This window comes from Pseudomaricurvus sp. (genome assembly GCF_965662505.1).
Lineage (GTDB): Bacteria > Pseudomonadota > Gammaproteobacteria > Pseudomonadales > Cellvibrionaceae > Pseudomaricurvus.
In genome coordinates this window covers 1-13,348 of the sequence record NZ_CBFIHX010000099.1, presented here as the reverse complement: position 1 = coordinate 13,348, position 13,348 = coordinate 1, and the positions used below count along the sequence as shown (strand labels likewise).

General features: G+C 55.1%; 11 protein-coding genes. 7 read left to right on the top strand and 4 right to left on the bottom strand.

Going from position 1 to position 13,348, the window contains the following annotated elements:
- The first annotated feature begins 166 nt into the window (after positions 1-166).
- The 6 genes from hflK to ACTG33_RS12950 all read left to right on the top strand — a co-directional run bounded on the left by hflK (position 167) and on the right by ACTG33_RS12950 (position 6,608).
- Complete coding sequence (gene hflK / locus ACTG33_RS12975; RefSeq protein ID WP_439135650.1) at positions 167-1,315, top strand: FtsH protease activity modulator HflK; 1,149 nt, start codon at positions 167-169, stop codon at positions 1,313-1,315.
- Positions 1,316-1,317: 2 nt separating this feature from the next.
- Positions 1,318-2,202 carry a protease modulator HflC gene (gene hflC, locus ACTG33_RS12970; protein ID WP_439135649.1) on the top strand — a complete coding sequence of 295 codons (885 nt, stop codon included), beginning with the start codon at positions 1,318-1,320 and terminating at the stop codon, positions 2,200-2,202.
- 210 nt (positions 2,203-2,412) lie between these two features.
- A complete protein-coding gene (locus ACTG33_RS12965) occupies positions 2,413-2,598 on the top strand; it encodes a DUF2065 domain-containing protein (RefSeq protein ID WP_439135648.1) in 186 nt (61 codons plus the stop codon).
- Positions 2,599-2,693: 95 nt separating this feature from the next.
- Positions 2,694-3,875, top strand: coding sequence for an ATP phosphoribosyltransferase regulatory subunit (locus ACTG33_RS12960; RefSeq protein ID WP_439135647.1), 1,182 nt, complete (start codon positions 2,694-2,696; stop codon positions 3,873-3,875).
- Between the two features lie 32 nt (positions 3,876-3,907).
- A complete protein-coding gene (locus ACTG33_RS12955) occupies positions 3,908-5,200 on the top strand; it encodes an adenylosuccinate synthase (protein ID WP_439135646.1) in 1,293 nt (430 codons plus the stop codon).
- A gap of 424 nt (positions 5,201-5,624) precedes the next feature.
- Entirely contained in the window at positions 5,625-6,608 is a 984-nt protein-coding gene (locus ACTG33_RS12950; protein WP_439135645.1) for a LysR family transcriptional regulator, read from the top strand.
- Positions 6,609-6,617: 9 nt separating this feature from the next.
- On the opposite strand, the gene hisA is transcribed toward ACTG33_RS12950, so the two are convergent.
- The gene (hisA, locus tag ACTG33_RS12945; RefSeq protein ID WP_439135644.1) at positions 6,618-7,382 is read right to left on the bottom strand and encodes a phosphoribosylformimino-5-aminoimidazole carboxamide ribotide isomerase; all 765 of its coding nucleotides are present in this window, start codon (positions 7,380-7,382) and stop codon (positions 6,618-6,620) included.
- A gap of 206 nt (positions 7,383-7,588) precedes the next feature.
- On the opposite strand from hisA, the gene ACTG33_RS12940 reads away from it, so the two are divergent.
- A complete protein-coding gene (locus ACTG33_RS12940) occupies positions 7,589-8,203 on the top strand; it encodes an MliC family protein (RefSeq protein WP_439135643.1) in 615 nt (204 codons plus the stop codon).
- Positions 8,204-8,303: 100 nt separating this feature from the next.
- On the opposite strand, the gene ACTG33_RS12935 is transcribed toward ACTG33_RS12940, so the two are convergent.
- From ACTG33_RS12935 to ACTG33_RS12925, 3 genes are all read right to left on the bottom strand, one after another.
- Positions 8,304-9,185 (bottom strand): transglutaminase family protein, encoded by an 882-nt coding sequence (locus ACTG33_RS12935; RefSeq protein WP_439135642.1) that lies wholly within the window; start codon positions 9,183-9,185, stop codon positions 8,304-8,306.
- Positions 9,186-11,759 (bottom strand): circularly permuted type 2 ATP-grasp protein, encoded by a 2,574-nt coding sequence (locus tag ACTG33_RS12930; protein ID WP_439135641.1) that lies wholly within the window; start codon positions 11,757-11,759, stop codon positions 9,186-9,188. It lies immediately after the preceding gene.
- 230 nt (positions 11,760-11,989) lie between these two features.
- The coding region (locus ACTG33_RS12925; RefSeq protein WP_439135640.1) for a transglutaminase family protein at positions 11,990-13,348 on the bottom strand (1,359 nt) is incomplete at its 5' end.

Below are 13,348 nucleotides of genomic sequence, written 5' to 3'. Positions count from 1 at the left end.
TGGGCAGTATGCGAACGGAGCAAAGCAGTTCACCTTTCTGTGAGCAGCTTTGTTAGAATCGCTGGAAAGGTATCCTCGCAGGTACCGCAACAGATAATCATAAGCGATCGGGCGTGTGTGACGCCGGCAGGTCGTTGCAACGGATTTATATTAACGGAGAGTGACTATGGCCTGGAATGAACCGGGTGGGAACAATCAAGACCCCTGGGGGGGGAAGCGCGGTAATGACGGCCCTCCTGATCTGGACGAGGCCCTGAAAAAATTTCAGGAGAAACTCGGCGGTATTTTCGGCGGTGGCGGCAGCGGTGGCAGCTCACAGGGCGGCGGGCTCAGCGGCTCGGCTCTGGTGCTGATACTGGTGGTTGTCGCAGTCATCTACGGCTTGTTTGGCTTTTATCAGGTCAACGAGCAGGAAAAAGCCGTGATCTTGCGTTTTGGTGTTTACTCCAAAACAGCGGGTGCCGGCCTGCACTGGAATCCGCCACTGGTGGACAATGTCACCAAAGTGAATGTCACCAAGGTTCGCTCTCACAGCACCCGTGGTGAGATGCTGACCCAGGATCTGAACATTGTAGAAGTTAACCTGTCGACCCAGTATCGCATCGGTGATGCCAAGAGCTTCGTGCTGCGCGTACGTGATCCTGAAGCGAGTCTTGCTCAGGCGATGGACAGTGCTTTGCGTCATGTTGTGGGCTCCACCGAGATGCACGAAGTGTTGACCGAAGGTCGTGAGCAGATGGCGATCGACGTGCAAACGCGTTTGCAGGATTACCTGAATGCCTATGAAACCGGTATCGAAGTGGACAAGGTGAACGTTGAGGAAACCAGCCCGCCACGTGAAGTGCAGGCGGCGTTTGACGATGTGAACAAGTCTCGTGAAGATGAAGAGCGTCTGAAAAACGAAGCTCAGGCCTACGCCAATGGCATCATCCCCGAAGCTCGTGGTGCTGCCCAGCGCGTGATCGAAGAGGCCATGGCCTATCGTGAGCAGAAAGTGGCCGAAGCCGAAGGTGAGGCAAAACGCTTTGAGCAGTTGTTGGCCGAGTACAAAAAAGCGCCAGCCGTGACTCGTGAGCGTCTCTACCTGGACGCGGTACAGGACGTGATGTCCACCAGTTCCAAGGTGCTCGTGGACGTGAAAGGCGGCAACAACATGCTGTATTTACCACTGGATAAAATGATGTCAGCCCAACCCGCTGCGACCGGCACATCGACCTTGTCGCCAGCCATGATGCGTGAAATCAGCGATAAAGTGGTTGATCAGTTGCGTCGCGAATCGATCAGCAATACGACTCGTCGCAGGGAGACTCGTTAATCATGAATAATAAAGTTTTCGGCATCGTTATCGGTGCTCTGATTGTTTTCTTTGTGGCTTCCAATACGCTCTTTATCATCAAAGAGACCGAGCGTGGTGTGATGCTGAAGTTTGGTAAGGTCGTCAATGCCGACATTCCTCCTGGTTTGCACTTTAAGATCCCAATGGTCAATGAGGTACGCAAGTTTGACAGTCGTGTTTTAACCTTGGACGTGCGGCCGCAGCGTTTTCTGACCGTCGAAAAGAAGGTGATGATTGTTGATTCTTACGCTAAATGGCGTATCAAGGATGTAAGCACCTACTACACCGCCACTAACGGTGAAGAAGTGACCGCAGTTCGAAACATGGATCAGCGGATCAACGAAGGTTTGCGTAATGCCTTTGGTGATCACTCTTTGCAAGAAGTGATCAGTGGTGAGCGTGACCAGTTGATGGTGACCTTGACTGAAAAGCTCAACAAGCTCACTTTGCAGCGCTACGGTATTGAGCTGATTGATGTGCGCATTAAACGTATTGATTTGCCGGAGCAGGTCAGTGAATCCGTGTTTAACCGGATGAACACCGAGCGGGAGCGTGAAGCCCGTGAGCATCGCTCCAAAGGTAAGGAGCAAGCTGAGGTGATTCGTGCGGATGCCGATCGTCAGCGCACAATCCTTGAGGCAGAAGCCTATCGCGACGCCGAGCAACTGCGTGGTGAAGGGGACGCCAAAGCTGCGGCTATCTACGCTGCCGCCTACACCCAGGATCCAGAGTTCTACAGTTTTGTTCGGAGTCTGACGGCCTACCGTGAGAGCTTTAAGAACAAGAGCGATATGATGCTGGTGGATCCGGATAGCGACTTTTTCCGCTACCTGAAAGACAGTTCGGGACAGGCGGCTGGCAACTAGACCAGTTTGATTGTTACCCGACTGCCATCAGTGGTAGAATGCATCAACCGGGCCCAATGGGCCCGGTTTTTTTGTGCCACCCGCTCAGGCAACGGCTTCAAAGTTGGTTGAATATCACTCAAACATTGAGTGTCGGCGGACTTGAGAGCACACCAGTTGATGATTGAGTGCTGAGTGAGTGAAAGCACTTTAAGGGTTAAATAGCACATCATGTGGGAAGAGTTAGGAAAGGCATTTTGTTTAATGCTGGTTTTCGAAGGCATTATCCCTTTTCTGTACCCGCAGCGCTGGCGCAAACTGGTCTCTTCACTGGCTTTGGTGAATGACAGTCAGTTGCGAACCATGGGATTGCTCAGCATGTTGCTGGGCGCCGGCCTGTTGTACTTGGTGCATTGAACTTGTACCTGGTGCATTGAAAGTGTACCTGATCCATTGAGTCTTAAGACTTAATTACGTTTTTGAAGACAAGCTAAAGAGGCTGACAACCGATCATGACCTACGCTGACCGTTGGTTATTGCCTGATGGCGTCGAAGATATTCTGCCTGAGAAGGCCATCCGCATAGAATCTTTGCGCCGCCGCCTGCTGGACCTCTATAGCCGTTGGGGCTATGAGTTGGTCATACCTCCCCTTATTGAATACACCGATTCCCTACTGATTGGTCTTGGGCGTGACATCGATTTGATGACGTTCAAAGTGACTGATCAGCTGTCCGGCCGTACGCTGGGCATTCGCGCCGATATCACGCCGCAGACAGCTCGCATCGATGCGCACAGTCTGAAGCGCAGCGGCCCGACCCGTTTATGCTATGCCGGCCACGTGCTGCATACCCGTCCCAAATCACCACTGGGTACCCGCTCTCCTATTCAGGCGGGTGTTGAGCTGTACGGCGAGGCCAGTGTCAGTGCTGATATCGAAGTGGTCTCACTGCTGTTGGCGTCACTGCAGGCCTGTGGTCTGGAGCAGTTGAACATCGATCTGGGGCATGTGGATATTTACCGCACCCTGGCTGCTGAAGCGCAGCTGGATGATGCTCAGGAGCGTGCGTTTTTCGATTTGCTGCAAAGCAAGGCCACGTCCGACATCAACGCGTGGGTCGACAGCAATATTGGCTCTGCTGATATTGCCGCTATGCTTAAAGCATTGCCGACACTGGCGGGAAGTCGGCAGATACTGGCGCAGGCACGCGAGGTGCTGGCAAAGGCGCCGGCTGCTGTGAAAGAGGCTTTGGACACTCTGGACGCCATTGCGGCCGTAGTTTCCGAGCGCTTCCCGCAGTCTAATCTGTATTTTGATCTCAGCGAGTTGCGTGGTTACAACTACCACACCGGAGTGGTATTTGCTGCGTTCGCACCGGGCTATGGTGCTTCTGTCGCCAACGGTGGTCGTTACGACCACGTCGGTGAAGTGTTTGGCAACGCGCGTCCGGCCACCGGATTTAATGTGGACATCACCGCCATTGACGGTTTGGTGAAGGCGGCTGCTGTTCGCAGTGGCGCCATCTTTGCGCCGGCAACGGACGACGGAGCCCAGTGGGACGCCGTTAACCGTTTGCGCGCCGAAGGAGAAAGTGTTGTCTGTGGTTTTGCAGGACAGAGCGTCGCTGATGTCAATGCGGACTGCGATCGTCAATTGGTGTTTGAGGCGGGCGAGTACCGCGTCAAGTCCCTTTAATTTGTTAATCCTTTTAAAGAGTTATTGAAGCAATGGGCAAGAACGTCGTTGTGTTAGGCACCCAGTGGGGTGACGAAGGCAAAGGTAAAATCGTTGACCTGCTGACCGATCAGGTTTCTTTAGTTGCACGTTTCCAGGGCGGCCACAATGCGGGTCACACTCTGGTCATCGACGGTAAGAAAACCGTCCTGCATCTGATCCCCTCTGGCATTCTGCGTGAGGGTGTAACCTGCATGATCGGTAACGGTGTCGTGCTGGCACCCGACGCGTTGCTGAAAGAGATGGCGGGTTTGGAAGAGCAGGGTGTTCCTGTGCGCGAACGCTTGCGTCTGTCTCCGGCCTGTCCGCTGATTCTGCCTTATCATGTGGCGCTGGATCAGGCTCGTGAACTGGCCCGTGGCAACGCCAAAATTGGCACCACTGGTCGTGGCATCGGCCCTGCCTACGAAGATAAGGTTGCTCGTCGCGGCCTGCGTCTGGGCGATCTGATGAACGCCGAGCGTTTTGCTGAAAAGCTGAAAGAGGTATTGGAGTATCATAACTTCTCTCTGCAGCACTACTACAAAGTCGATCCGCTGGATTACGACACCGTGTTGAAAGAATCGCTGGAGTGGGCCGAGCAGTTGCGTCCTATGGTGGCAGATATCACCGATATGCTGCACACCGCCCGCGAAAATGGCGAGAGCATCATGTTCGAAGGCGCGCAGGGCTCGTTGCTGGATATTGATCACGGCACCTATCCTTTCGTAACGTCTTCCAACACCACCGCAGGCGGCACCGCCACCGGTTCCGGTTTTGGTCCTCTGTATCTCGACTATGTATTGGGTATTACCAAGGCCTACACCACTCGTGTTGGCGGCGGGCCATTCCCGACCGAGCTGTCCTGCGCAGTGGGTCAGCACCTGGGTGAAAAGGGCCACGAGTTTGGCGCTACCACCGGTCGTCAGCGCCGCACGGGCTGGTTTGATGCCGTGGCCGTACGCTACGCCATCCGCATTAACAGCATCTCCGGTCTCTGTCTGACCAAGCTGGACGTGCTGGACGGTCTGGAAAACGTCAACATCTGTGTCGGTTACAAGGATGCTGACGGCAACGACATCAGCGTGCCTTTCGACGCGGAAGGTTGGGACGAAGTTCAGCCCGTTTACGAAACCATGCCTGGCTGGACGGAGAGTACTGTGGGAGCCCAGACCTGGGATCAGCTGCCGGCTAACGCACAGGCCTACATCAAGCGTCTGGAAGAGTTGGTGGGTGCACCGGCGGATATTATTTCCACCGGCCCGGATCGTGTAGAAACGATCGTTTTGCGCCACCCCTTTGATTGATTGCCATTACAGGCAAATCAATTTAAAAAGCCGCCTTCGGGCGGCTTTTTTGTGTCTGACTTTTGCCTGGCCAAAAAAAAGCCCACTAAAGAGTGGGCTGAGAGAGTTGATGTCGATAAAGCAGACTGCTGAAAATTAGGCTTTGTGATTGGTCGCTGGCTGGTTTGCATCGCGCAGATCGTCATACGCTACAACGCCCAATATGGCTAAATAGATGCTGAAAATGAAATATCCCATGATAAATCCCTCACTATGGTGGCGTGTTTGCGCACTCTGTTCGAAGCAGTTTGCGCTTCTAGGAAGCCTTAATGCCTCTTCCTGCTAACTTGATAAGAATTATAGGGGGGGCTCCCTGTATTCTTCAAATGACTTAGTTTCTAATCTAAAATGAATTTAATTCATTATTTTGGGGCGGGAGGTATCTGTGGATCTAAAGCATTTGGGACGGGTAGACCTGAATCTGTTGGTGACGTTTCAGGTATTACTGGAGGAGCGCAGCGTATCGCGGGCTGCTGAGCGTCTCTTTTTGACCCAATCAGCCATGAGTAAATCGCTGGGTCGTCTGCGGGAGATGTTTGACGATCAGTTGTTTACCCGCAGTGCCGGAGGGATGGTGCCGACTCCACGAGCACAGGCGGTGGCTGCACACCTGCCCAATATGCTAGACGATTTGGAGCATCTGATTGAGCCTTCTGTGTTTGACCCCCTTCAGTTCAAAGGGGAGTTTACGGTGGTTGTTCCCGAATTTATTGGTTTTTGGGCGCTGCCGGAATTAATGGCTCGCCTGTCCCGTTTGGCTCCGGGGCTTCGTCTGAAGGCCGTCAGCAGGACAGAGAATCAGCTGGATCAGTTGGCCAGCGGGGAGTTGGATTTTGCCATTCAGGTGGAGCAGAACTTCTACCCGCCGGAAGTGAGTGTGACCTCTTTGGGGGCGGCGGCGCCAGTACTCTTCGCCCGTGAAGGCCACCCTTTGGAGGGCAAGGAACTCACCTGGGAAATGGTTTCAGAGTACCCGCATATGCAGTTGTTTATGCCGGATTTGAAAGAGTCTCTAGTGGTGGCGCGTGGGGAGAATGCGTTTATTCGTCATGAGGCCGTGGTGACACCGCAGTTTGAAACCGGTCACTTGTTTACCGCCTTGCAGGTGCTCAAGAGAACGGATTATCTGTTGCCGGGGCCTCCGGTGTTTGTAGCAGAGACCACGTTAAGCAGTGGCATAATCAGCTTGCCTCTGCCTACTCAAGACAACCTGAAAGTGCAGTATGTTCTGGCGGAGCATTCGCGTGTGAGTAACTCAGCGCCCCATCAGTTCCTGCGTCAGCAACTGATTGAGACCGTAGAGTATTATCGCTCTATGCGGTCTTCCCAGAAGGGAGGCGGGCAAAAGTTGGAAGGTGAGAGCCTCTGAATCCAGCGGTTATGTTCTGTGTTGCTGATTCCAGTCAACGCAGGCTTCCAGAGTGACGCCCTGGCCACCGAAAATATCCAGTGCGCTGCCGATGGTCAGATCGACTTTGCCCTGGGACAAGCTTTTGACCAGTTCCAGATCGTCCAGTGTACGTGCGCCGCCGGCGTAGGTGACCGGAACCGGGCAGATGTCACCCAGCAGAGTGACCAGATCTTCATCGATGCCGCCCTGCAGGCCTTCAACATCAGCAGCGTGAATCAGAAACTCAGCGCAGTGTTTGCCGAGTTCAGCCAGGGTGTCGGCGTTAATCACGGTGTTGGTGACCGTTTGCCAGCGATTGGTGGCAATGTTCCAGCCGCCAGCGGTACGCCGACAGCTCAGATCCAGAACCAGCTTATCCACACCAGTTTCCGCTTTGATTTTTTCCAGTCGATCCCACGAGAACTCATCGTTATCAAACAGATAGGATGTCACGATCACGTGTGATGCACCGGCCTGCAAGTAATCGGTGGCATTGTCGGCGTTGACGCCGCCGCCAAACTGCAAGCCGTTGGGCCATGCCCTGAGAGCTTTAAGAGCCTGTTCCTGATTGCCGGGGCCGAGTGCGATGACGTGGCCACCTTGCAGCTCGTATTGATGATAGAGTTCGGCGTAGTAGCCGGCGTCATAGGGACTGACGTAGTTGGTTTGGGCGCCTTCATCATTCAGACTGCCGCCGACAATTTGCTTCACCTGGCCTTGGTGCAAATCGATACATGGGCGAAATTGGGTCACGGAGGCTTTCCTTGGTGATGAATGGGCTGCAATTATAGCGAATGCGGCAGGGTTAATGAATGGGACTATCAGTGTCGGTATCAATGTCGGTATGAATGTCGATATCAGTGGCGTGCATGGATCTGTCCTATACTCACAGGCATTCTGATTGTTCAATATTCAACGAAATCATCTGACTTGATCACCGAAACAGGACTTCCATCGCTATGTCAAAACACACAACCCCTCTCCCGCTGGCCACCCTTAGCTTTGTCAAACCGCTGCTGACTGTTTTGAGTCTTTGCGGCTTGCTGATGTTGTCAGGTTGCGCATCCAATAACACGGATTCATCCGGTGCTCAGACTGGCTCTGTGGATAGCGAGCAAACTTTTGATGCAAACAGCTGGAAAACGGTGATCCCGAAAACGTGTCAGCGTTTCACGGACGGTTGTAACAATTGCGTGCGAAATCTGGAATCGGGGGTCGCGGCCTGTACCCGCAAAGCCTGTGTGTCTTATTCAAAGCCTGAGTGTCTGGATGGCGTGATTTCCGGCTCGGCAAATGCAGAACCCAAGAAAGTGGTCTATCAGTGCGAGTCGAATAAACGATTGGAAGTGTCTTATGGCCAGTATGTTCAGAATGACAAAACAGTGGAGTTACAGGCGGGACAAATCATTCTGCGTGATCCCCAAAGTGGCACGGCCCACTTGTTGAATCGAGTTCGAAGCGCGTCGGGTGAGCGCTATCAAGGAGATGGGTTGGAGTTCTGGAGCAAGGGCAGTGATGCTATGTTGCGACGGAATGGACAGCCTGTGTATTTGGGGTGCATCAGCCAGTCATGAATGGCTGATCCAAGTGCTCGCCTACACAAGCGCAAGAACGGTGTCGTTCTGGGGATGAGTGGACGGCAAGCTTTTGGGTTTAACGAAGCGGCGGTCTGAGTTAAGGCAGGCGCGCCACGTCGACGGATACATTCAGCGCGGGACTTTTACCGCCGCCAAAAATGACACCCTTAAGGGGAGTGACATCAAAAAAGTCTCGTCCCCAGGCGGTAATGATGTGCTGCTCAGAGACCAGGCAATCATTGGTGGGATCAAATTCAAACCAACCCTCGGTCGGTGAGTAGACCGAAATCCAGGCGTGGCTGGCGTCGGCGCCCACCAGCTTTTCCTTGCCGGGGGGCGGCAGGGTTTCCAGATAGCCGGACACGTACTTCGCGGGAAACCCCAGCGCTCTCAGACAGGCAATCTGTAAGTGGGCAAAATCCTGGCACACACCTTTGCGGGTTTTCAGTACCTCGTCCAGTGGTGTGGCAATGGTGGTGGATTGCGGTGAATAGGTAAATTCCCGATAAATCCGACGGGTCAAATCCATCACCGCCGACAGCAAGGGACGGTCATTTTCAAATGATGGCGCCGCAAAATCTCTCAGTTCATCACTGGGTTTAATCATGGACGACTCGATCAAAAACTCTTTCGCCAGAATGGAGTCGACATGATTGGGTTTGTCCATCAACTCTTTGGCCTGTGCGCAGGTGCTGCCGAAATCAAGATTCAGTGAGGTTCGTTGCGGGCCGGTTTCTACTTCACTGGTGGCGGTAATCACCAGCTTGTTGTGCGGCCGCTGAATCTCGAAGTGGTAGGCGACGTTGCCAAAATAATCTTCGCGGGTTGTGCTATGAGCCGCCACCGGGCTGACATTGACCGTATTGTTTAGACGGGTTTGTCGCAGGGTGGTGCGAGGAATCATGTGCGCCAGGTTGTAACAGTGAGAGACGCGACCACTGTAGAGATACTCGGTAATGTGTTTGACTCGGTAACGCACCTAGTTGTTCTCCCACATACTGCTGACCAATTGTTGTGACGTTTCCCGGTGATCGAAATACTTGTCACTGATTAAATCGCTGGTGGTGTTGAGTGACTTTTTCAGGGTAATCAGTGTTTGTTTCAATTGCGCTCGCTCGCCGTTTTCGCGGGCGCTCAACTCTGTCAGTAACGACAGCTTGATGAGCGTTTCCGCTTGCAGGGTGGCGCGTTCTTCCGGTGGCAGTTCGTGTCGACTGTCTGGCGCGCGCGGCAATTGGCGAATGTGATGGTTGAGTTGCTCCAGCTGGTGCAACAGCGAGCGCGGGTTGCTGGTGTCCATCATTACCAGATCCAGTGCCGACTGCACACCCATGCGGGCGCGGTAGCGACGGCGATAACTGATCAGGCCTTCCAGTGACAACAGAAGAGCTTGCAGCAAAACATTCTGATCGGTTTCAGGCGCTTCCGGAACCACCAGGCAGCGAATGATGGTGGTGGTTTGCAGGGCGCGCTCCAGACGACGACCGATGTCCATAAAGCGCCAGCCGAAGTCGCGGGTCATGCTTTCATGAGCCAGCCCAGAAAGAGCCATCAGTGCTGTTACCAGTGGATCCAGAGCTTCTTCCGGTGCTGAGGCCATGCCCATACCGCTGAGCAGATCGGTGTCCAGTTCGGTTAAGCCATCGCGTATATCGTTAATTACCCGCAGGGTGTCAGATGACAGCAGCTCTTTGGATTCGTCCGCGCAATACAACATGGCGTTCAAGTTGGAGCGCACGCTGCCGCTGGAATTGCTGTCGGCCACCACGCGCAGCAGCTCTTTTTCCGGCTCCCGGATCAGGGCCTCGCTGCCGCTGGTGAAGCCCGGTTGAGTGGCGGTTACCGAGGTGACCGCCTGCAACAGCAGGCGCTGGCAGTTGGCGGAGATGGGCTCTTCACCGTTGAGCATCATAAACACGGTACGCAGCAGTCGCAGCGATGCCTCGGCGCGCTCGGCGTAGCGACCCATCCAGAACAGGTTTTCCACCACGCGACTGGGGAAGCTGATGAGGTCGGCTTCGCGCACCAGACTGACCGGTGCCTCGTCGGCAGGCATAACACTGGTGTCGTGAGGTTCTGAGCTGATGATCCAGGTGTCTTTACTCTGGGCGCCGGACTGGTTGGAGATCTCAACCGACGTTTCTTTTACACCTACGCGGGTGAGACCGCCGGGCATGATGCTGTAAGAACCGGAGTGGGCCACGGCAAAACTGCGCAGCAGCGCCGGACGGGGTAGCAGCTGGCCGTTGCTGTAGGTGGGCAGTTGCCCGGCGTCCATCAGCGGTTGGGCGACAAACTGCATGGGTTGCTGCTGTATTTGATCGCGCAGATCCTGCAGTTGTTGTTTGGTCAGCTGTCGACCGGAAACGCTGCTCATGTTGGCACCGCGGAAGGTGGGCTTGACCACCAGCGTCTCCAGGTGATTGAGCACATAATTCAGGTCTTCGGGGTCGCCACACCAGTAGCTGTCGACGGTTTGCAGGCGCAGTTCCCGCCCCAGCAGTGTTTTGGAAATTTGCGGCAGGTATTTTAGCAGCACCGGGTTTTCCAGCACGCCGGAACCCAGGGGGTTGGCGATGGCCACGCGGCCAGCGCGTGCCACGTCAAGCAAGTTGGGAACCCCCAGTTGGGAGTCACTGCGCAGCTCGACCGGATCGCAAAACAGGTCGTCAACGCGACGCAGAATGACATCGACCCGACTGAGGCCGTCCAGAGTTTTCATCCACACGTAACCATTGCGAACAATCAGGTCACCGCTCTGAACCAGATGCAGGCCCATGTAGTTGGCGAAATAGGCGTGTTCAAAATAGGTTTCGTTGTGGGCGCCGGGGGTGAGAATCACCACCCGTGGTTGATCCTGATTGGGCGACAGCGAGGCCAGTTTGGTGCGCATCTGCTGGAAGAAGCTGGCCAGTCGGTGCACCTGGCTGTTGCGGAACAGACTGGGCAATACCCGCGACATGACCGTGCGATTTTCCAGCGCGTAGCCCGCACCACTGGGAGATTGCGTTCGGTCGGTGAGAACACACATGTCGCCGTCGGCGCCGCGGATTAAATCCACCGCGTGCAGGATCAGTTGGTGCTCGCCGGGTAACTTAATGCCGTGACAGGCGCGTAAAAAGCCTTTGTGACTGAACAGCGCTTCCGGGGGGATGACGCCCTGACGAATCAGATCCCGGGGGCCGTAGAGGTCTTTCAGTAACAGATCGAAGAGTTCAGCCCGCTCCTGCAGGCCAGATTCTATTTTGGCCCACTCGGAACTGCTGATCAGCGAGGGCACCAGATCCAGTTCCCAGGTGTTGCTGGGGGCCTTGGGATCGCTGTAGATGTTGTAGGTGGCGCCGTCGTCACGCAGGATGCGATTGGCTTTGTTAACCCGATCCTCAAACGTGCCGCGTCCCAGAGCGTGGAAGCTGTTGAGCAGCTGTTCCCAGTGGGGTTTGGTCTTGCCTTCAATATCGAAGACTTCGTCCCGCGGGGATCCACTGGGGCGATACACCAGTTCTTCAGGCTGCAAAGTACTGATTGGGCTGGAGGACTGAGACTGAATCACGGGTTATCCTGTTTACGCAATAAATAGCAATAATGAGTAGCAAAAAGTTATAAGGCGCAAGATAGCCATAATTTGTCGCTATGGGTTGGGTGCCATTCAATGATAGCAGCCGCCTCGCCGATGTATCGGCGAAGGGACGCCATTATGTCAGCTTCACCGGACTCTTCAATTGTTGGTTGCGAGCGGTATCGCTGATACTCATTCCTGATGGTTATTAGGCTGTCTTTTTGTCAGTTATCCAGCCATCTGGGTTTTCTCCGTAAATCCAGCGTGTAGGGGTACTCGTCGGGTGATTCCTCCGGCGGCGGCGCCATGGGACGTGGCGGGTGATTGACCGGGAAGAACTCCCGCAAGGCATCCACTTCCGGTTTCGGCGTATAGGGGCCGGGTGTGTGACTGAGCTGGTCAAAGCGGTTGCCGCGACGGGACTCCGCTTCAAACGCATTCACCGGGAAGGTGTCGTAGCTACGCCCACCGGGATGGGAGACATGATAGGTACAGCCGCCAATCGAGCGTCCGTTCCAGGTATCGATCACGTCAAACACCAGCGGGGTGTGCACGCCAATGGTCGGGTGTAGACCGGAAGGGGGCGCCCAGGCCTTGTAGCGTACCGCGGCGACACTTTCGCCCTGCCTGCCTGTGCCAACCAGGGGCACCCGGCGGCCATTGCAGGCGACCACGTAGCGGCCTTCGGTCATGCCGGACATTTTTACCTGCAGGCGCTCCACCGAGGAGTCCACATAGCGGGCGGTGCCAAAACTGCCGCTCTCTTCGCCCAGTACATGCCAGGGCTCGACGGCCCAGCGCAGTTCCAGTTCCATATCGTCCAGTTTGGTACGGCCATAGTGAGGAAAGCGGAACTCCTCAAACGGCAGCAGCCATTCCAGCTTGAAGGGATAACCGTGTTCGTTGAGGTCGTCTACCACTTCCTTCATGTCCTGCCACAAATGATGGGGCATCATAAACCGGTCGTGCAGCTGGGTGCCCCAGCGGACCAGTGGCTGGTTGTAGGGTTCTTTCCAGAAGCGCAGCACCATGGTGCGGATCAACAGCGCCTGAACCAGTGCCATGCGACTGTGGGGCGGCATTTCAAAACCGCGGAATTCGAGAATACCCAGTCGCCCTGCGGCTCCGTCGGGAGAGTAGAGTTTATCGATACAGAACTCAGCCCGATGGGTGTTGCCGGTGATGTCGATCAGCAGGTTGCGCATCAGCCGGTCGATCAGCCAGGGCTGTTCCGACAGACCTTCGGGCATTTGCTGAAAAGCGGTTTCCATCTCGTAGAGCATCTCGTCCCGTCCCTCGTCGGCGCGGGGCGCCTGACTGGTGGGGCCGATAAATGCGCCGGAGAATACATAGGACAGGCTTGGGTGGTGCTGCCAAAAGGTGACAAAACTGCGCAGCAAATCCGGACGCCGCAGCATGGGGCTGTCGGCCGGGGTTTTGCCGCCCAGAGTGATGTGGTTACCGCCGCCGGTGCCGGTGTGACGGCCGTCGAGCATGAACTTCTCTGTGGCCAGTCGGGATTCCCGTGCGGCCGAATAGAGTTCTTCCATGTTGCTGACCATCTGCCGCCAGTTGTCAGCAGG

Excerpts from the sequence above, each read along its gene's own strand:
- ACTG33_RS12955 (WP_439135646.1), top strand. The coding sequence starts at position 3,908 with ATGGGCAAGAACGTCGTTGTGTTAGGCACCCAGTGGGGTGACGAAGGC.
- ACTG33_RS12960 (WP_439135647.1), top strand. The coding sequence starts at position 2,694 with ATGACCTACGCTGACCGTTGGTTATTGCCTGATGGCGTCGAAGATATT.
- ACTG33_RS12965 (WP_439135648.1), top strand. The coding sequence starts at position 2,413 with ATGTGGGAAGAGTTAGGAAAGGCATTTTGTTTAATGCTGGTTTTCGAA.
- ACTG33_RS12940 (WP_439135643.1), top strand. The coding sequence starts at position 7,589 with ATGTCAAAACACACAACCCCTCTCCCGCTGGCCACCCTTAGCTTTGTC.
- hflC (WP_439135649.1), top strand. The coding sequence starts at position 1,318 with ATGAATAATAAAGTTTTCGGCATCGTTATCGGTGCTCTGATTGTTTTC.
- hflK (WP_439135650.1), top strand. The coding sequence starts at position 167 with ATGGCCTGGAATGAACCGGGTGGGAACAATCAAGACCCCTGGGGGGGG.